At 52.1% G+C, this 19,628-nt stretch carries 14 protein-coding genes; 6 read left to right on the forward strand and 8 right to left on the reverse strand.

Annotation, left to right across the window (positions count from 1 at the left end; translation table 11 throughout):
* Positions 1 to 24: 24 nt before the first annotated feature.
* Positions 25 to 729 (forward strand): ExbD/TolR family protein, encoded by a 705-nt coding sequence (locus ACP5D4_RS04375; RefSeq protein WP_428010406.1) that lies wholly within the window; start codon positions 25 to 27, stop codon positions 727 to 729.
* Positions 730 to 834: 105 nt separating this feature from the next.
* On the forward strand, positions 835 to 1,056 hold the full coding sequence (locus ACP5D4_RS04380; RefSeq protein WP_428010407.1) for a DUF4327 family protein: 222 nt from the start codon (positions 835 to 837) through the stop codon (positions 1,054 to 1,056).
* Positions 1,057 to 1,599: 543 nt separating this feature from the next.
* Here the strand turns inward: ACP5D4_RS04380 and ACP5D4_RS04385 are convergent.
* Positions 1,600 to 2,268, reverse strand: a complete 669-nt coding sequence (locus tag ACP5D4_RS04385) for a phosphoribosyltransferase (RefSeq protein ID WP_428010408.1) — start codon at positions 2,266 to 2,268, stop codon at positions 1,600 to 1,602.
* A gap of 371 nt (positions 2,269 to 2,639) precedes the next feature.
* Here ACP5D4_RS04385 and ACP5D4_RS04390 point away from each other — a divergent pair, with 371 nt between their 5' ends.
* Together ACP5D4_RS04390 and ACP5D4_RS04395 are read left to right on the forward strand one after the other, a co-directional pair.
* The gene (locus ACP5D4_RS04390) at positions 2,640 to 4,025 is read left to right on the forward strand and encodes an ankyrin repeat domain-containing protein (RefSeq protein WP_428010409.1); all 1,386 of its coding nucleotides are present in this window, start codon (positions 2,640 to 2,642) and stop codon (positions 4,023 to 4,025) included.
* 134 nt (positions 4,026 to 4,159) lie between these two features.
* Positions 4,160 to 5,269 (forward strand): AI-2E family transporter, encoded by a 1,110-nt coding sequence (locus ACP5D4_RS04395; protein WP_428010410.1) that lies wholly within the window; start codon positions 4,160 to 4,162, stop codon positions 5,267 to 5,269.
* A gap of 32 nt (positions 5,270 to 5,301) precedes the next feature.
* Here ACP5D4_RS04395 and ACP5D4_RS04400 read toward each other — a convergent pair whose 3' ends face one another.
* From ACP5D4_RS04400 to ACP5D4_RS04425, 6 genes are all read right to left on the reverse strand, one after another.
* Complete coding sequence (locus tag ACP5D4_RS04400; protein ID WP_428010411.1) at positions 5,302 to 6,402, reverse strand: TRAP transporter substrate-binding protein; 1,101 nt, start codon at positions 6,400 to 6,402, stop codon at positions 5,302 to 5,304.
* 83 nt (positions 6,403 to 6,485) lie between these two features.
* Positions 6,486 to 7,754 (reverse strand): methyltransferase domain-containing protein, encoded by a 1,269-nt coding sequence (locus ACP5D4_RS04405; RefSeq protein ID WP_428010412.1) that lies wholly within the window; start codon positions 7,752 to 7,754, stop codon positions 6,486 to 6,488.
* A gap of 44 nt (positions 7,755 to 7,798) precedes the next feature.
* Entirely contained in the window at positions 7,799 to 11,761 is a 3,963-nt protein-coding gene (locus tag ACP5D4_RS04410) for a glycosyltransferase (protein WP_428010413.1), read from the reverse strand.
* A gap of 499 nt (positions 11,762 to 12,260) precedes the next feature.
* Positions 12,261 to 13,058, reverse strand: coding sequence for a class I SAM-dependent methyltransferase (locus ACP5D4_RS04415; RefSeq protein ID WP_428010414.1), 798 nt, complete (start codon positions 13,056 to 13,058; stop codon positions 12,261 to 12,263).
* A 52-nt stretch (positions 13,059 to 13,110) separates the two neighbouring features.
* Positions 13,111 to 14,517 carry an ABC transporter ATP-binding protein gene (locus tag ACP5D4_RS04420; RefSeq protein WP_428010415.1) on the reverse strand — a complete coding sequence of 469 codons (1,407 nt, stop codon included), beginning with the start codon at positions 14,515 to 14,517 and terminating at the stop codon, positions 13,111 to 13,113.
* Positions 14,518 to 14,587: 70 nt separating this feature from the next.
* Positions 14,588 to 15,436, reverse strand: coding sequence for an ABC transporter permease (locus tag ACP5D4_RS04425; RefSeq protein WP_428010428.1), 849 nt, complete (start codon positions 15,434 to 15,436; stop codon positions 14,588 to 14,590).
* A gap of 445 nt (positions 15,437 to 15,881) precedes the next feature.
* On the opposite strand from ACP5D4_RS04425, the gene ACP5D4_RS04430 reads away from it, so the two are divergent.
* On the forward strand, positions 15,882 to 17,435 hold the full coding sequence (locus ACP5D4_RS04430) for a hypothetical protein (protein ID WP_428010416.1): 1,554 nt from the start codon (positions 15,882 to 15,884) through the stop codon (positions 17,433 to 17,435).
* A 96-nt stretch (positions 17,436 to 17,531) separates the two neighbouring features.
* Complete coding sequence (gene ruvB, locus ACP5D4_RS04435; protein WP_428010417.1) at positions 17,532 to 18,602, forward strand: Holliday junction branch migration DNA helicase RuvB; 1,071 nt, start codon at positions 17,532 to 17,534, stop codon at positions 18,600 to 18,602.
* A 13-nt stretch (positions 18,603 to 18,615) separates the two neighbouring features.
* On the opposite strand, the gene ACP5D4_RS04440 is transcribed toward ruvB, so the two are convergent.
* The gene (locus ACP5D4_RS04440; protein WP_428010418.1) at positions 18,616 to 19,140 is read right to left on the reverse strand and encodes a DUF937 domain-containing protein; all 525 of its coding nucleotides are present in this window, start codon (positions 19,138 to 19,140) and stop codon (positions 18,616 to 18,618) included.
* Positions 19,141 to 19,628: the final 488 nt, after the last annotated feature.

Raw genomic sequence — 19,628 nt, forward strand, 5'->3', positions numbered from 1 at the left:
CTCAGTCCGGTTCGATCGAATTGCGTGACCTTTTCGAGCCTTCTCGACCCTCACCACCTCGACCTTCACGACATCATGAAAATCCATCTCGACTCTTCTGGCGACGACGTTCGCATCGAAATTATTCCCTTGATGGACGTCATCTTTTGTATTTTGACGTTCTTTATTTTGGGAGCGGTGGGATTGAGTCGCCAACAGGCGATTTCTCAAAACCTCCCCCAAGCCAGTACGGGACAAACGCAACTGGCGGAAAGTTTTCGCGTCAGTATCGATCCCATCGGCCGCATTTTCGTCAACCGGGATGCGGTGACGTTTGAGGAACTCCCCCAACGGCTGGAAAATTATTTGCAAGCCAATCCTAGGGGATCGGTAGTGATTTACGGCCATCCGATGGCGCAGTACGATGATGTATTGCAGGTGATGGATTTGTTGCGCTCCATCGGGGGCGATCGCGTGTCGTTGGGGGTGCGTCCGAGTCAGACGGAACCGCTAGAACGCAACCAACAACGTCGCAGTCCCTTCGAGGTGACGCCGACGACGCCGCCGACTTCGGGGACGCGATCGCCGATTCCGGGGTTAACGCCGTCTCCGACAGAAGACGCCACGCCAGCAGACCCGACTTTGGACGAGACCACGCCTGACGAGACCACGCCTGACGAAACCACGCCGGAAACCGAGGAGGGAACAACGTCGGAAACCCCTCCAGAAGAAACGACATCGCAACCGTAAGGGAGGTTACAGAGTGTGAAGGCGGTTTCCCAAGCTCGAGAAATCCAAGGACAATAGAAAGGGAAGCAGATTTTACAAGTAAAAAGTCCGGGAGGAGGTCACACTATGATTACCACAACTGGCTATTCCATCGACGTTATCGTGGCGGAAGCTCGCGATCTCGTCTCCCGGGGGCTTCTCGGCCGCCATCAGCCGATTTATACGTTATGTCAGTACATTCCCCAACGGGAATGGGAAACCATCGAACGGGAACTCGAACGCAACGATTTCCTGTTGCGCGATCCGATTATCGATTTACTCGGTTGCGAAACTTGGGAAAACGATTGAGTCGCGTCCGTTTTTCGGCTCTTCCGCCAATTTTAAGAAATTGGGTATCTGCGAGCGATCGAACCTCGGAAACCGCGCTTTTTCAAGAGACTCGGTTTCTGAAATCGCTTCATCTTAATGGATGTAATACTCCATCCTATTCCGATAAGCTAGGTTTCAAGAAATCTTCACCACAACCCCCCTTCGCGGAGGGATGGCTTCCCTTGGTCAAAACCGATATTTGAGATTCGGATTCCCTATAAAAACATGAATCTCTGGGTCGGTTGTGCGGACTTCCGTAGAACCCAACAGCCGCTCGATAGAATACGGAAGCTTATCTCGAATCAATTTTATTTTTGAGATGTCCCCTTTCTGTATTTTTTGTGTCAGTTAAAACTCTGATTTTTTAATATGACAACAAAAAATAAAGCGGCTTTTCCCCTCGTTTTTAATGGCTTAAAAACTGTTTTTCGCCAATCCAAATCAATTTGAGATAATACAAAAATCAAAATAAAAGGCAATAAAACAAATATAAAGTGTCAAAAAAAGCGAGGAATCGTTCGTCTATTTGGAAGCAGAAGAGTGGCAGTAAGACCGGGCAAGGTCGAGCAAGGAACAGACTTCATCATCCGTCGTTTGCGAAAAATCGGCGTACCACAACCCGAGAAAATTAAACGGTTCCGGTTCCAAAACGCAAACCAACTCGTCCACTTTTGCCCGTAATTTCTGACAGACGACTGGAGCGGCGACGGGAACCGCGACGACGATTTTCGCCGGATCGCGATGTTTGAGGGTAGCGATCGCCGCCATCAACGTCGCCCCCGTCGCCACGCCGTCATCAACGAGAATTACCGTTCTCTGACGAAGCTCCAATGGCGGACGGTTGCCGCGATATCGTTTTTCGCGACGTTCCAACTCTTGACGTTCGCGGTGGACGACAGCTTCAAACTCTTCCTGATTCACCTGAAGCGACTGCACGACGTTCTCGTTGGTGGTGATATCGCCGTAACTGCCGATGGCCTCCATAGCCAGTTCCGGGTTGTTGGGGACGCCGAGTTTGCGAACCAAACAGACATCGAGAGGGGCTTTGAGTTCGCAGGCGATTTGGAAGGCGACAGGAATTCCCCCTCGGGGCAAACCCAACACCACAACGTCATCGCGGCCAGCGTAACCTTGGAGACGGGACGCGAGGACTCGACCCGCTTCGATGCGATCTTGAAATACCTGGGTCATCGTCGATTCCTCCGCTGCAATGGCCATCGAGACGTTGAATTTCAGTAAACGTCTCCACTTCCATATTGCCGAGAAATCAAGGAGATCGATCGCCATCTCTAGAATCTCGATATAAATATTGACTTTTTTAAAATTTCTTCTCCTCGAGTTCTCCGTTTGATTCGACTTGAGAACCTCAGCCCCCTGTATCTTGGCGGTGTATGTTGGCGGTGGGTGAGGATTTCTCGGTCTGAGGTTCGCCACCGGATTTTTTAAGTCAGGCACCCTACAACTTTTGTCTCAAAGCGCGATCGAGCGATCGCGGACGGGGTACAGTAGTCCTAGTTTTTTTCGGGCATTATTCAGACGAATTTGCGACAGGAGCTTCACCCGTGGCTTACACTCCCCTGACTTCCCGGCTTCTCGAAGCAGTCAAAGGCAGCGATATCGAGAGCGTCAAACAGCTACTCAAACAAGAGGCAGACCCCAACGCCAGCCACGCCGACGGGACGACGGCGTTAATGCTGGCCGCCGAGCAGGGCGCTAGCGAAATCGCCCGACTGTTAATCGAGGCGGGTGCTGAGATCGATCGCACGCGCAAAGTCTTTGGCATTACCGCTCTCATGGTGGCAGCGGCCAACCATCGCACGGACACCGCGAGCCTGTTGTTAGCCCAAGGCGCCAACGCCAACGCCCGCAACGAAGACGGCAGTACGGCGTTAATGGCAGCAGCGTTAAAAGGAGATACAGCCATCGTTCACGCCCTGGTTGAAGGCGGTGGCGATCCCAACGTGCGCGATCGCGACGGCGATACCGCCCTGCATTTGGCGATCGCTCGCGGCTACCCCCCCATCGTTGAAACCCTCCTCAAAGCTGGTGCCGATCCCAATACCGAAGCCCCGGACGGTTCCCCCGTCTTAATCGAAGCCACGCAGCGGGGGGATGTGGGTATCGTGAAACTGCTGCTCTCGAAAGGCGCGACGGTCGATCGCCCGGACAAAGACGGCGATACCGCCTTAACTCTGGCCACCGATACCGGAGATCTCGACCTGGTTAAAGCCTTAATCTCGGCTGGAGCGAACCCCGACACCCACAACCGAGACGGGAGTACGCCTCTGATGGCGGCGGCGGCGAACGGAAATCTCGACCTCGTGAAAGCGCTTCTCGAGGCCGGCGCGACGTTAGACATCGAAGACGACAACGGAGATACAGCCCTCAACTGGGCAGTGTTAGAAGGTCAAACCGAAGTGGTCAAATATCTCCTCGACCGGGAAGCGGCCATCGAACGGCGAAACCAGCTCGGCGACACGCCCTTATTGGTGGCCGCCCTCCACGGCCATGCTGAAAGCGTGCGTCTGTTGCGCGATCGCGGCGCGAACCTCGACGCCGACAACCGAGGCGAAACCCCGCTCTTCGTTGCCATCCACAGCGGCCATCTCGAAACCGTGCGCCTGTTAGTTGAAGGAGGGGCCAACGTTAACATCGCCAACTCGGAGGGCCAAACCCCCCTACATCTAGCTGCCAGAAAAAACAACACCGACGCGATCGCCGTTTTGTTAAATTCCGGAGTAGACTGCAACCTCACCGATCGCTCCGGCTCTACCCCGTTAATGTGGGCTGCCCGTTTCGGCAACCTCGCCGCTCTGCGCCTACTTCTCAACACAGGAGTCGATCTCCACATCAAAAACCAAGGCGGACATACCGCCCTCTCCATTGCCGAATACAATCACAATCGCGGCGCCGCCCAACTGTTACGAGAAGCCGGAGCGACGGAGTGAGGATGGGGTGATGAGGGGGTAATGAGGTGATGGGGTGAGGAGGGGGCGGTACGTGGCGAGTTCTCGGTTTCGCGTTCAACACCCGATTTTTCAAGTCACGTCCCCTACAGATGCCGTGTTCAACCGTTTAAATTATGCAGCGATCGATTTCACTTTCTCTGTCTAATATCTTGTTGATTGCGGCGGTGGTGCTGCTGGTATTCCTGCTGTGGCAGCTCCAAAGCCTGATCGTCGTTTTGATGATTTCAGTGGTTCTCGCCGCCTCGATCGTGCCAGTAGTCGATCTGTGCGAGCGCCTGTTGCGGTTGCCGCGATGGTTAGCCACGATTTTCGCCTATTTTGGCTTAATTGCCGTGGTGACTGGGGTGGTTTTGATTATCGGACCGCCCGTGTTCGACCAAATCGAACGGTTAGCCCGCCAACTTCCCAAGTTTTCCGAGGACGTGCTGACTCTGCTCGAATCCACAGTAATGCAAGCCACCGACGCCCGGCCGGAACTGCTTTTAGAACTGTTCGACGCCCAATCGATTACCGGTTGGATTATTCGATCGTCCCAACAGCTTGTTTTGCGCTCTTACGGCATCACGCGGGGCATTCTCGGGGCAGCCTTCAGCCTGATTCTGGCCTTGTTTATTTCTGGCTACATGGTAGCCGACAGTAAAACCCTGATTCGCAGCATCGTGCAACTGTTTCCCCAACCCTGGGAAGACCGACTCGCCGCGCAAACGCCCATCGTCAGCCAGCGGATGGGGGGTTACATTCGCGGGCGACTGCTGGTTTCGACGATTTTGGCCGTAGCCACCGCCGCCGGATTGACTCTTCTCGGGCTGCAAGATTTTGCCTTGGGTTTGGGTGCGATCGCGGGCGTCACCAACTTAATCCCATTTTTGGGGCCAATTTTAGGGGCAATTCCTGCTTTAATCGTCGCCCTTTCTCAAGGAGGTTGGTTAGTATTATGGGTGTTAATTTTATTCGCCATCATCCAAAATTTAGAAACCTACGTTCTCGACCCTTTGTTGGTAGGAACCTCCGTCGGCGTACACCCGTTATTTCAGCTTTTATCCGTTCTCGGCGGCGCTCAAGTGTTAGGAATTATCGGGGCGCTCATCGTTCCGCCCTGGTTTGCAGGTGCTTCGGCGTTAGTGGAAAACCTCTATTTACGACCGAAACAAATCGCCCAAGCGCAACAGGAAAGCGAGGCATTAACAGTAATTGCAAAACCCGCGCGATCGCCTGAGAGTTGAGATGATGGGATGGTGAGAAACTGTTCGCTGTATTAATTGCCGTAACTGAATTGAGCGAAACTCAATTCATTGATGCTGTTCCAACGGTAAACCGCTTCGCGGAAGGCGTTCCAATTGTCGTAAACTTCCTTAAACGTTGCGTTTTCGATGGCATTTTGTTCGTACAAATCGAAGGCGACTTTCTTCGCTTCCGTCATAATTTCTCGACTGTATGCCGTTAAAATCGTGCCGCCGTCTACTAAGTCAGCTAACGCCTGACCGTTCAGGGTGTCGTACTGCGCCAACATCGTCATATTGGCTTCCACCGTCGCCGTTTTGAACACCTCTTGATACTCTTTCGGTAAGCGATCCCACTGCGATCGATTCACGAACACTTCTAGCGTCGCACCGGGTTCCCACCAACCGGGATAGTAATAGTATTGCGCTGCTTCGTGGAGTCCCAATTTTTTATCGTCATAGGGGCCGACCCACTCCGCTGCATCGATCGCACCCCGTTCTAAAGCTAAAAATACCTCCGAACCGGGCAACACCTGCACGTTGACCCCCAATTCTGACATGATTTTGCCCCCCAAACCGGGAATTCGCATTTTTAACCCGTTCAAATCCCTGAGGGTTTTGACCTCTTTTTTAAACCATCCCCCCATCTGCGTCCCGGTATTTCCGGCGGGAAAGTTGATGACGTTGAAATCGGCGTAAATCTTCTGCATCATCTCCAAACCGCCCGCTTCGTACAGCCATGCGTTTTGTTGCTGGGCGTTCAAGCCGAAAGGCATGGCGGTGGCGAAGCCCAAGGCGGGGTTTTTGCCGATGTAATAGTAACTGGCGGAATGGCCGCATTCGACGGAACCGGATTGAACTGCGTCGAGAACTTGCAAGGCGGGAACCAGTTCTCCGGCGGCGTAGGGGGTGATGGTAAAGCGTCCGTCTGTCATTTCGCTGACGCGGCGACAGACGGTATCGGCACCGCCGTAAATGGTATCGAGAGACGGCGGCCAACTGGTTGCCATACGCCAGTCGATGCGAGGTAGCGATCCCGCTTGGACAGAGGGGCCGGAACTTTGGGTGCAGGCGGCGAGGGCGGTGGCACTGGCGGCTCCGATACCGGCTTGGGTGACGAATTTACGACGTTTCATAAATTGACTTTGGAGCGATCGATCTAAAGGTTCTTTAAGGTTTTTGTAGTGTACGTCACATTGAGGCGGTTCGATCGATCCTGTTAGGGTTCTTCGCAATCGGTTTCGGGGTCTTCAAGGGGTTTTCGGGCAATGAGATAGTTGGTCGAAGCGAGTTCTTCGTTGGTGGATGCCGCTAATTCTTTGACGAAATCTTCTTTGAGATAGTTCAAAGGATTGTCTAATAAATCGGAAATTTTCAGGTTTTTGAATTTTCGGGCTGTGTCTTCTGGCAATCCTCGAATATAGGAGTTTAAAAACCAGGTCAAACACCAAATCGGAACCCCGGAAAGTGGCACACCCGCTTCGATGATTTCTAAATCTTTGTTAAATAAGTTTTTAAGTCCGCTACTGGTCATGTTATAATAGTGATCTGGGTAGCCGTGAAATGGCTGTAAAAATGGAACTACCACGTATAAAATTCCGCCCGGTTTGAGAACTCTTGAAATTTCCCGAGCGCATTCGACCGGGGTTTTAACATGCTCGAGAACGGCGAGGGAAAATACGGCGTCGAAACTGTTCGATTTAAACGGCAATTTTTCCCCAATTCCTAAAACATCAGTGGTGGGATAGTTGACGATTTCAAAATTCACCACGTTGTCGTAATAAGTCTGACGCAAACCGCAGCCGTTATCGAGAATTAAGCCGTCTCGAAACCGTTCGATGAGTTCTAAGGCGGTGGGGTCGTAGGCGTTGGCGGAGACGTTTTCTGTGGTTTTAACGCTTCCGTATTCTTTCAAGCTTGGGGGGAGAAAATTGTAATGCTGGGGGTCGATGTGGAATTCGCCGCCGCACCGGGTACAGTGTAATTGGATTGGGGATTGAGTTTCTTGTTGTTCGAGTCGATCGCACCCACAAAGGGGACATTGTAAAATCTCGCTAATTTTGGCGAGTTTTGCCGTTTTTTTCTGCCAAAAATCCTCGATTTGCTGTCGATCGATCTCAAAAGAAAGCGGAATATCCTGACGGGTTCCATCCAGGTCGAAACGCACCCACCACTGTTGAGAAGGGGGTAAGTCCGCCACCGCCACAGAACCGACAAATCCCAACGCCATGCGATCGGGATAAACAGCTTGAACGTCCGGACGATCGATCGTGTCTAAGGAATAAGAAAAACTCCCCTCGTCGCACAAACGAAAATTGGTCGCCCTCTGAGATTTCTCCGTTGCAACCCAGCCGCTAACCGATAAATACCGAGATTCGATCGCCTGGTTGGGTTGGGGAAAATCGATACAGAAGAGAAACGGCGGCTCTTGACGGTTTCCCAAAAACTTTTTTAAGGCGCTTTTAATTGGATGGTTCGATTCGCTCACGGTCGTTACTCGTTAAAACAAAATACGAGACTTTATACGAGACTTTACACGAGAAGTTTGTTCGATTTCATCAAGGGATTCGTCACCGCGAGGCTGTAATCCTCGTGTTCGCGACTCAAATGGGGACTGTAACAGGGATCGTTCTCAATATACTTGGCCCACTGATGTTTCATATAATCGATCTCCTGCTTGAAGCGAATCTGCTTCTCCCGGGTATCCTCGTGGCCGCGACTCTTCGATTCGTAGTGGTACAGTACCACATGAGACAAACAAACATTGCGATAGCCGCGATCGACCAACCTCAAACAAAAATCCACATCATTAAACGCGATCGCCAACCGTTCCTCAAAACCCCCCACCTCCTCAAACACCTCTCGACGACACATCAAACAAGCCGCCGTCACCGCCGAATAATTGTTCGTCGTCTGTAACTGCGCGAAATAGCCGATCGCATCCTTGGGATAAGTTTTGTGACTGTGACCCGCCACACCGCCGATTCCCAGCACCACCCCAGCGTGTTGAATGGTATTGTCAGGATAGAGCAGCGTCGCCCCCACCGCCCCAATCGAAGGACGTTGCGCCTGTTCCACCATCGCCTCCATCCAATCTTCCGTCACCACTTCCGTATCGTTGTTGAGAAACAACAAATAGTCTCCCTCCGCTTTCGAGGCGGCGAAATTATTCAATTGAGAATAATTAAACGGAATATCCAACAATTCCACGCGGAAGCGATGGGGTTGACGCTGGCGCCACTTCTCGAACAACTGGTGCGTTTGCGCCTCCACACTTCCGTTGTCCACCACCATCACCTCATATTCGGCGTAAGTGGTTTTCTCGAAAATCGACGTCAAACAGGTATCGAGAACGCTGGCTAAATCCTTCGTCGGGATAATCACGCTGACTTTCCCCGGTTTCTGGATGTTATACCGAACGATCCAATGACCGCTATCAGTGGGTTTGACGATTCCCGGTTCTCCCCGTCGCTGCAAACTCTCCGTAATCGCTTTAGCGGCGGCTTCGGCGGCGTAAGACTTACTGGCTAAGCGACTCGCCGTCGATTCCGGGTGACTGCGCCAGTGGTAGAGAATTTTGGGAATATGGAAGATGCGATCGCTCTTTTCCGTAAAGCGCAACACCAAATCGTAATCCTGCGCCCCTTCAAACCCAACCCGGAAGCCGCCAATCTCCTCGAGGATACTGCGGCGGTAGACTCCCAGATGACAGGTGTACATTCGCGAGAGGAAGGAATCGGGACACCAATCCGGTTTGAAAAACGGATCGCGCAGTTGGTTGCGTTCGTCCACCTTATCCTCGTCGGAATACACCATATCCGCCTCCCGGTGGCGGTTGAGGAGGCGCACCACCTCGAAAAGCGCGTCTGGCGTCATCAAATCGTCGTGGTCCATCAAGGCCACGAATTCCCCGCAGGCCAACTCTAACGCCGTATTGGAGGCGCGAGAAATATGACCGTTTTCCGTGCGATAGGCCACTTGAATACGGGCGTCCAGGGTGGTGTACTTGTCCAGAGTTTGGCGCACCTGGGGGGCGCTGGAGGCGTCGTCGGCGATGCAGAGTTCCCAGTGGGGATACACTTGATCGAGAACCGAGTCGATCGCCTGTTCCAAATAGTCCGCCGGGGTGTTATAAACGGGCATGACGATGCTAATCGTCGGCTGAAACTCTAGCGTCTCCAAGTCTTCCGCCATCCGTTCTAAATCTGAGGGACGGGGGTAATGTTGACTCAACCACCACTGATAGGGATTCTCTTCGGGAACGGGAGGCGTCGGCGAGGTGGGAATGGGAACGGCGGCGGGGGGGTCTTCTTTCAACAGCCCCAATTTCCGCATCACAGGGGTTTTCACCTTAAACCACTGCTCCCGCAGTTTCCAGAATTTCGTGTCCTCCATCGCCGCGATGGTTTCTTGGGCGGCGGTTTCGGCCTGTTGCACCCGCATCAGTTCGCCCTGTAAGTGGGCTTGCATCGCCTGGTATTCGGCCTGTAACGCCTGAATCTGTTGTTGGGCGGCGATGAGTTCTTTTTGCAGTTGTTCGTTGGCGATGGTCGAGTTTTCTTTGACGGCGTTGAGTTCGGTGGTCGTCGCCTCGAGTTGTTGCAAGGCCTCGAAAAGCTTTTGATGGAGTTGGCGGTTTTCGTGGCGGAGGTCGTCCGCTTCGGCGTGGGTGCGTTTTAATTCTGCTTCGGTGGGAAACAGTTGCGCTTGGAGTTGCTGGATTTCGAGGTTGGATTGGTGGAGTTCGCTTTGGAAATGCAGCGAGTCAGTTTGCTGAGTAGTGACTTCGGCTTTCAGGTTCTCGATTTCCGTTTTCAACTCTTCGACGCGCAGTCGTTCGGCGAGAAGTTCGCTGTCTTTTTTGGCGAAAATGCTGGGAAAGTTGGTGACGTACAGACTCAAGTGTTTCGCACAGAGATAGTGCATCAATCGCTGTCGGTTGTCGGGGATGTTGCAGCGACTGACCATCGAATCGCGGCGGAAGCGATATTGGAACAGGACTTCTGAGACGTGGTGGAATTTCCAGCCTCTTTCCGCCGCACTCAGCCACAGGTCCCAATCTTCGTAACCGAGTTTTTCGGGGATGTCGGGGTCGTAGCCGCCGCAGTCTTCCCAGAGGGTTTTGCGGACGACGGCGCAAGCGTCGATGTAATTCCCCACAGCCAGGCGGTTGATATCGAATTCCGGGATTTCCCAGACGCCGATTTTGTCGCCGATGTATTCGCAATCGCCGTAGACGACGCCGAGGCGGGGGTCGCGATCGAATAGGTCGATCGCCTGTGTGATATAGTTCGGCTTAATTTTATTGTCGGCGTCCAGGGGTAGCACGTAACGGCCTCGCGCCAGACGAAATCCGGTATTTCTGGCTTCGGCGAGTCCCCGGTTTTCGGGATGGTCGATGACCCGAAACCCTCGCTGTTTCAGGTAGTCCAGAACTTTTAAGGTGCGGGAGTCCGTGGAGGCGTCGTTAATAATGAGAATTTCGTAAACGGCCGCTTGACAGCTTTGCACGCTGGCGATCGCTTCGAGAAGATATTCTCCTTGGTTGTAACAGGGAATCACCACCGACACGGCGATGTCGCCGTCGTTTCTCGGTTCGGAAACGGCTTTTACTTCGGGAAGTTTCGCCGCCACCGCCAGCGGTAAGGGCGGTTGAAAAGACGGAGAAGATAACGCCTCGCGTCCGGCTTCTCCTTTTCTCTCTTTTTCGCCTTCTGAGGGGATTTCCGCCGCGCGATCGAGTTCCATCAACCACATCCAATGACGGGAGGCGCGAGTGCGGATGCTTTCAGCGAAGGGATGGTTCCAATCTAGGGTTTGTAACAGGTTGGGATCGTAAATTTCAGCGACGTTTTCCGTTGTTAAGGGGCGATCGAGTTCTAGGTTGAGTTTGGTTTTTAAGAGTTTGCTGAGATGTTCGGGGTGATTTAACGCCGTGTTAGTGTGAACTAACAGACATTGCTGGAAATGGCGTTTGTAAAAGTCGAGAATGTGGCGGTTGTAATAGGACCAAATTCGTAACGCCCAGTCGGGTTTGTCGGCGAAAATTGGCGCGTTGAGACGGGCGATCGAATCGGCGACGTCCCAGGGATAGCGGTAGACAAACAGATATTTGGCATCGGGGATTAACTCGTGCCAAAACTCCAGCAGCAACGCGGTTCTCGGGTCTTTCCAGCCCCAGATTTTTTCGCTTTCTTGACGGGATTGGATGAGGCGTCGGGCGATTTCTTTATAGTCCTCAAATCGGGAGCGATCGAGCCGTTCGCTTACCGTCCATCCCCAATCCGGCCAGCCTTCTTCTCCTTCTACGCAACAGGCTTGTAAGATCGATCGCTGAAATTCGAGAAATTCTCGATCTTCAAAATAGCCGTGACGGTTGCGATCGTCGGCTTCTAATAACTCGTCGCCGATGTGAACGCCCACTTTTTGAATCAGAGACGCCATTAGGGACGTTCCCGAACGGTGCATTCCTGTGACGATGAGAGTTTGGTTCATGGAAGGGATTTTCGAGATTTCACAGAGGGGGAGCTTTCATAGAGGGGGAGCTTTCACAGAGGGGGAGAGGAAATCGCCTTATTGTCTCATCTGTTTTGTGCGATCGACGAGTTTTTTGAAATTCTTTTTTTTATTTATAGAAATTGCGCCAAAACCCGGTTTTTGACAAAACTCCCCTATTCTATCCCGAAAGTCGGGATTCAAAAACTACCTTACTTGACTGATAAGTTAGTAACTCCGCCAATTTAAAAACTCCAGAAAAAACGATTAACATAAAATCCAATATTTGTCAAGGTTTTATAGTAGGAATCGAGGACAAAAATTGACGGTCGAGGTGTTTTTCTAGGGTGCATCTCAACACTGTAAATCGATCCGATCGGAGTTTCAGCACCGAATTGAGCTGTTGTTGGGTTTTGCGATCGCTCCACCCAACCCACTGCAAACTCTACCGCAAACTCATCGTTTTACATCCCTTGAGATGCAGCCTTTTTCTAAGGGATTAACCGTCGGCTAAATCGGTCGTTTTCAGAAAAATCGATCGATTTTTGACGGCGATAAAGGTCGAGCGATCGGCTTGTTTGTTTGATCGCAGTTCCACGTACTTGGGGACGACGGGCAAGTGACACTCGTAAACCGAGGCGAACCCTACGTCATTCAATAAACCGTACAGCGAGGGTCGCGTCAACCAGGCACTCTCTTCGTTGTCGATCGAACCCCAGGCGGTATGATCTTCGGTGTACGATCGCCCTTCGTACTCTCGTCCCCGGTATTCATAGGTTCGATCGGCGGTTTGGCTGACGTGAGTATCGAAAATCGCCAACCGAGAACAGACCTCGGAAATATCCTCCGCAAAGCGAAAAACGTCCGGGGCGTCCAGGTGATAGAAAATCCCGATACAGAGTACCACGTCGAAGCTGCCGTATTTCTCCCGCGACAGGTTCCGCACGTCGTCGCAGTAAAACTCGATATTCTCAATTCCCAAAGTTTCTCGGACGAATCGGGCTTTAGCGAGGTTGCTTTCCCGTCCCTCGATTCCCACCACCTGCGCCCCCTGCATCGCCAGTTCCAAGCCGTAAAGCCCTTCCAAACAAGCTAAATCCAAGACTCGCAGCCTCGAGAAATCCTCCCCGAAGAAATCCGAGACGATTTGCATAAACCGCTTTAACTTGACTTCAGCCCCTGACGGCGACGCCCCCATCGTGTAGAGATTGGGGGCGAGGCGGATGTTGTGGTTCGTCCAGGGTCCGAACTCTTCGACAATGGCCTTGAGGCGTTCTTCAGTGGCTTGAATATCCATCTCGAGGTTTTTTCGATTTTATTTCGATTGTATTTCGATTCAAGTAAAAGCCTTACAGGGATTCCACCTTCGGTTCCCGGGCGGGGTTCGATCGCATCTCCACCGTCTCCACCTCCGCATCAAGACTCACGTGGGGGTCGATGAGTAAATCCACAATTCCGCTGGCGAAGGAGTCGTTATCGGGACGCACGCGGAACATGGCGATATCGATTCCTCGGGCGAGATAAGTAAACTGACCCTCTACGACGCCAGACACCCCCGCGTTGAGGAAATACGCCCCCGGATTGAGCAAACATTGAAAGCGGAAACGCACAGTGACGGTAGTGTTGGCTTCGACGCGATCGATCGACTGACTGGAAGCGGTAAACGACGCGCCCCCCAGTTCCAAGCCGCTGACGGTTTTCACCAACATTCCGAACCGGACTTTCGTAGCGGTTTTATAAAACGTCACCTTGTAAGTGTAAACGTACTCCTGACGCCCGGTCAGGTGGTTGACCGTGCGCCCGTCCGGGGTCACAATCTGCGGATTGGCGATTTTCGCCCCCCGAGGAATGTAGGAAATGGTGTTTTTGGGGACGAGGTGGGGGTCGAAGAAGTCGCCGTCGCTGGGGGACTCCTCCGGCGTTTGGGGGGTCGGCGTTCCGCCGTCGTCGCGGTCGAGTTCGGCGTGGGGGTCGAGGTTGGGGGTGTGGCGAATCTCCTCGCGGAAACTCTCGCAAAGGTCGGCGGGGGCGTAAATGAGTTTGTGATAGCGATCGATGGTGAATTTCGGTTCGTGAAACAGGAGCATTTCGCCGCGATCGAGTAACAGGGCGCGATCGCACAGTTCCACCACCTTCGAGGCCGAATGGGACACAAACAGCGTCGTTCCGCCGCGAGATTGCAAGGCTTCGATACGGGAAAAACACTTCCGCTGAAACGCCTCGTCGCCGACCGCTAAGGCTTCGTCCACCACGAGGATATCGGGATCGACGCTGGTGGCCACCGCAAAGGCCAAACGCACGAACATCCCGCTAGAATAGGTTTTCGCCGGTTGGTCGATAAAATCGCCGATATCGGCAAACGCGACAATATCCTCGAAGCGTTCTTCAATTTGCTGTTTGGTCAATCCCAACAGTTGACCGTTGAAAAAGACGTTTTGGCGTCCCGTAAACTCCGGATTGAAACCGCTTCCGAGTTCCAGCAGCGCCGAAATCCGTCCGTTGACGTTCACCTCGCCGTCCGTAGGCATCAACGTCCCGACGATAATTTGAAGTAAGGTACTTTTCCCCGACCCGTTGCGTCCGACAATCCCTAAGGTTTGACCTTTGGGAACCTCCAAACTGACGTTTTGCAACGCCCAGAACTCCTGATATTTCTGATGGCCGGGAAAGAGGAGTTCCTTGAGGCGATCGGTGGGATGTCGGTATCGCCGAAAACTCTTAGAAACATTGCGAACGGAAATTGCGAAATCGTCCATTGAATTGCGGTTTGAGAGCGATCGAAACAGGGAAATCGGGAAACCTTGGGCTGAGGCGAAAACCAAGGGGCTACAAAACATCAGCAAAGCCAGATTTGAGTTTTCGATAAGACCACAATCCAGCTAAGAATACCAACACCGACACCACCGACGCCATCGCCCATTCTGCCCCATGTTGAACGCTGCCCACTAAAATCGCGTCGCGGTAGGCGGCGGCGAACGCCGCCAGGGGATTGAGCCAGAATACCAGCGTTCGCAGAGATTCGGGAATGCTTTCGGCCGGATAAACGATCGGCGTCAGGTAAAACCAGAGGTTGAGAACGACGGTGATGGTTTGGGGAATGTCTCTTAAGAAGACGGTGAGTCCGGCGGCGAAGTATCCCAACCCCGCCGTCAGCAGGATTTGCGGCAGCCAAATCAAGGGCATCAGCCACAGCGTCGCGTGAAGGGTTTGCGTCGCCATGACCACGAAAGCCACTAATACCATCAATCCCAAGGTACTTTCTACGAACGCCGCCAACACGGGAACCAGGGGCAACAATCCCAGGGGAAAGACCACTTTTTTGACGAGGTTCGGTTGGCTGACGACGGAAGACGCCGCTTGAGAAAAGCCGTTCGTGAAGGCGAACCAGGGTAACAACCCGGCGAACAACCACAATCCATAGGTTAAGTTGTTGGCGGGAACCCCGGCGAGGCTGAGTTTGACTTTCAGGACGATGGAAAAAACGTAGGTATAGATAAGCAGTTGTGACAGTTGCGTTAACACCGGCCACAAATTGCCCAATACCGAGCCTTTATATCGGGCTTCTAATTCTCTCTGAACGAGGGTTTTCAGCAGTTCGAGTTTGAACGACCAAGGATTTGCCGAGTCCCTCGTCGCGTTTGCCGATCCCCCTGGCGAGATCGATCCTTTTAACATACTACGCAACAGTCTTTTCCTCACCTACAACCGAAAATTCGCAGCAAGATCTCGATAAACAGGCTAAATCACTTTCGGCCGATTTTCTAGTTTCGGCACGACCATCATAGCGCGATCGGGTTGGTGGCTCGAGCGGACGCGCCGTCTGGGACAGAGATCGATCTTGAGAGGCTGTCGTCGAGTGCTTCCCAGGATAGAATTTTTATAGCGTTTCTAACCTTCGATCGATCCCAATCCTCTCTCAACTCCCCCAGGTTCGCATCGACGGCCTCTTTTTCCCCTCGACGCCTTACCTCGAGTGGGGGTCGATCGTCTAACTCTACATTTAGATACATTTCAACTCGACATTCAGCCTTTTGTACCGTCTTTTGTACCGTTGAGCTGCGTCAGTTTTCTCTATTTCCCAGATTCAACTCATCATGACTTCCTAGAGAGATAGATTGAAATGACCATCAAACTCATCAAAAAAAACGAAGATCGCTGGATTTTTCGAGAAGGAAATTCCCCCCTTTTATCAAACTTAAAAAATGGGTTATGGATGGGGGGTATCTTCGCCCTATTATTTGCGATCGCCTATGGCTGGCGCGTCGATACCCTAAAGTGCCAGCGCAACCGCCAAAATCGCACGAATTGCTACTACGAGTCTAGCAGCTTTTTTGAAACGCAAGAACTCTCTATTTCACCTTTACCAAGGGTCGCGCGTGCAGAATACCAACAGTCTAAAATCGAATATTCTGCTACATGCCTAGCCCCACATTACCACAAATTTTATCTTGTTTTTGAGGATGAAAGCCGTCAAGAAATCTTTCCATCTTCAATTGATTTTAACTGCCAAGCTGGTTATCCAGACTGGATTCAAGAACAGGTCGATCGACTCAATCAATTTATTGATTCCAACCAAACCGAATTAGAAATCCGTCGCAATCTAGCCTTGTACTTACTGATTCAATTCAAGGATAAAATTCCGCCATTAGAAGCTCCACTCTTTATCCTGGTGGGATTCTCCGCCTACGCAATCATTTTTACCCTGTTCAAAAACCCCCTGCGAATTTCTTGGCACTTCGACAAAACAACACAATTTTTATACTATTGGAAAACCCAACTTTTCCGTATCGAACATTTATCCTACCCCTTTACGGCGATCGTTCCGGTCTGTCGAATCCAGAAAGACCTGTGGGGTAACGTTTTTTTTACCGCCGAGGTCGAGCTGTCTTCTGGGGAATCGATATTGGTTTGGAAGAAATCCGTTCGAGAAGCAGAGATTCTCGAGGCTTTACAGGAATTTTCTGAATTTGTAGAAGCAGAAATTGTAGAAATCGACGATCGCCCGAAGGCTTTCGTTGTGTACGAGCTGGTCAAATGCAACGATACGGATCTTTCCAAGGTTCCGCCAGAGGTATTCGAGACTTGTCGAAAAGTGTTCTCCCATCGTCACCAATTGGTTCGAGTAACGCAGGATTCCTCGCGGCTTTCTCAACTGAATTTTCGGGGGATAGAGAAAACTCAAAAATCCTTAGAAGCCAACGGTTTTCAAACCTTAGTCGATATTGAAGACCAGACTTTAACTGAAGTCAACCACCGACGAGTTCCGAGGGTAATTCGACTGATGCTCAGTCGAGATCGTCGTACCATCGCCGCCATTCACGTTACTCCCAAACCCGCCCTATCCAACCCTATTAGATCCTTGGGCGATATTGAACCCGTCAAAGGGTTCGAACTGCAATCGGACCTCGGCGATGGAACTTTTCTCATCACCGCCACCTTAAAAGTGGTAGACAAAACGAGCGAAGTTCCGGGAATCGATCGCCGTCAGTACGCCCACAAAACTTCGGTAGATGAGTTAATTTCTATTCATACCGAAACGCTCGATCGAAAGATTTCAGGCCGCCATCCCGTCTATTTCTTCCACGAGCGCGACGCCATCGAACTCCAGCATCGCATACAAGACTATAAAAACCAACATATGCAAGCTGTGGGATATGTTAGGGACGGGAATTGATATCTTCAGAGGCTGAATTTCGATCGATCCCAAGTCGTGAATTACTATAAACTTGGACGCCCCCAGTCATCCCAAGCGCTTTTTTATATTTTTCTCATGGCGATTCTCTCATCTCACCAACCCTCTCCCAAACCGGAACGAGAGCGAAACGAACTGCTCTCCCCAGAAGAAACCCTCGAGGAACAAACCGCCATCCAACCGGACGAAAAACTACGGCCGCAACGACTGGCGGACTACATCGGACAGCGGGAGTTGAAGGAAGTTCTCGAAATCGCCATTCAAGCGACGCAATCTCGCGGCGAAGCCCTCGACCACTTATTACTCTACGGACCGCCGGGTTTGGGGAAAACCACCATGGCCGCGATTTTAGCCTCGGAGATGGGGGTCGGGTGCAAAATGACCACTGCACCCTCGTTAGAACGTCCCCGAGATATCGTGGGGTTGCTGGTGAGTCTGAAGCCGGGAGACGTGCTGTTTATCGACGAAATTCACCGCCTCAGTTCCATGACGGAAGAGTTACTGTATCCGGCGATGGAGGATTTTCGCGTCGATATTACTATCGGAAAGGGAAAATCCGCCCGAACTCGCAGTTTGGAGTTAAAACCCTTTACCCTGGTGGGGGCGACGACGCGGGTGGGGGCGTTGACTTCGCCGCTGCGCGATCGATTCGGGTTGGTACAGCGGTTGCGCTTCTACGAAACCGAGGAACTGACGCAAATCGTGAAACGGACGGCGAAACTGTTAGAAACACCGCTGACAGCGGAGGGAGCGACGGAAATCGCCCGTCGATCGCGCGGAACGCCTCGGGTCGCCAACCGCTTGCTGAAGCGGGTTCGGGATTACGCCCAGGTGAAAGCGGGCGGAACGGTGACCGCAGAGGTGGCGCGATCGGCCTTAGAGTTGTTTAATGTGGATCTGATGGGTCTCGATTGGACCGATCGACGTTTGCTAACGGTGGCCATCGAACAGTTTGGCGGTGGTCCGGTGGGGGTGGAAACCCTCGCCGCCACTACGGGAGAAGACCCCCAAACCATCGAGGAAGTCTACGAACCCTATTTAATGCAAATCGGCTATCTCTCCCGAACCCCACGCGGTCGCGTCGCCACGCCAGCAGCCTGGAAACATCTCGGTTACGACCCCCCGGAACGCCAAATGTCTTTATTTTAGCGGGGTTGAGAGGTTAGCGATCGACCCACTGACTGGCCAAGCGCAACGCATCCCCCATATCTACATCGCCATCGCCATCGGCGTCGAGAAATCCCGACAACACGGGATTGGTTTCAACATCGGGATTTTGAGCGTTACTTCCCGTTTTCAGGAAATTCAACACCAACGGAACCAATATCGGTAACAACGCCTGAACCGTACTCGGGTTCGCCCCGGTTTGACGAGCGGTTTCTTCAGCAACAGCTTCTTGACGCTGGGGCGAAAACAACGCCTGCACTGCTTGTAAACTGGCGTGGGTTCCGCCAAACTGATTGACGATCGCCTTCACCGTCCCTTCTCCTTCATCTTGACGTTTTTCCCGCAACGCCTTTCTGACCTGCGTTCCTACTACTGACAGCACCGCCTGCGTGGTTGCAGGATCGAGACCCTGGCTGTCACTGCTTTGGCGCACTGCATTGACTATTCCCCCCAGTTGTCCGACGCTGGCTTGAAGGTTCGGGTCGTTAATTGCATTCGCGATTTGGTTAAAAAGTCCCATCAAACAGTCTCCAATACAGTTTCTTGCGTTACCCTTCGGTTGTAACGCGGTTTTAACTCGAAAATACAACCTCGCCTCAAACTCCACATCTCCCCACAACACCGCAACACCCTCAGTGGTGCAGAAAACTTTTCGAGATCGGGGATTGACAAAATACATATTATATGTATTTAAGTTGGAGCCAGATCCCCGGCATCTTGGAGATGCCGGGGATCTCCGGCAGCCATTTACCGATTTGAGATTTTTGGGCCAACCCCTTAATACGGCGAGATCTTTTCTAACAAGGGTTTCAGGACTTTTCTGCATCACTAAGCCGCAACACCAGCAGATAAGATACCCTGATGAAGAGCGGTAAAAGCGGTGCGTGACGATTTATTGGTTTCATTGCGATACCCGATTTTTCAATTACGTGGGTGGTGCGTGACGATTTATTGGTTTCATTGCAACACCCGATTTTTCAAGTCACGCACCCTACCAGTAACTGTTCA

Source organism: Baaleninema sp. (genome assembly GCF_049974805.1).
Lineage (GTDB): Bacteria > Cyanobacteriota > Cyanobacteriia > Cyanobacteriales > Geitlerinemataceae > Baaleninema.

Bases quoted from the DNA above. Each gene is read 5' to 3' on its own strand.
- ACP5D4_RS04380 (WP_428010407.1), top strand. From the start codon at position 835: ATGATTACCACAACTGGCTATTCCATCGACGTTATCGTGGCGGAAGCT.
- ACP5D4_RS04385 (WP_428010408.1), bottom strand. From the start codon at position 2,268: ATGACCCAGGTATTTCAAGATCGCATCGAAGCGGGTCGAGTCCTCGCG.
- ACP5D4_RS04395 (WP_428010410.1), top strand. From the start codon at position 4,160: ATGCAGCGATCGATTTCACTTTCTCTGTCTAATATCTTGTTGATTGCG.
- ACP5D4_RS04400 (WP_428010411.1), bottom strand. From the start codon at position 6,402: ATGAAACGTCGTAAATTCGTCACCCAAGCCGGTATCGGAGCCGCCAGT.
- ACP5D4_RS04410 (WP_428010413.1), bottom strand. From the start codon at position 11,761: ATGAACCAAACTCTCATCGTCACAGGAATGCACCGTTCGGGAACGTCC.
- ACP5D4_RS04415 (WP_428010414.1), bottom strand. From the start codon at position 13,058: ATGGATATTCAAGCCACTGAAGAACGCCTCAAGGCCATTGTCGAAGAG.
- ACP5D4_RS04420 (WP_428010415.1), bottom strand. From the start codon at position 14,517: ATGGACGATTTCGCAATTTCCGTTCGCAATGTTTCTAAGAGTTTTCGG.
- ACP5D4_RS04425 (WP_428010428.1), bottom strand. From the start codon at position 15,436: ATGTTAAAAGGATCGATCTCGCCAGGGGGATCGGCAAACGCGACGAGG.
- ACP5D4_RS04430 (WP_428010416.1), top strand. From the start codon at position 15,882: ATGACCATCAAACTCATCAAAAAAAACGAAGATCGCTGGATTTTTCGA.
- ruvB (WP_428010417.1), top strand. From the start codon at position 17,532: ATGGCGATTCTCTCATCTCACCAACCCTCTCCCAAACCGGAACGAGAG.
- ACP5D4_RS04440 (WP_428010418.1), bottom strand. From the start codon at position 19,140: ATGGGACTTTTTAACCAAATCGCGAATGCAATTAACGACCCGAACCTT.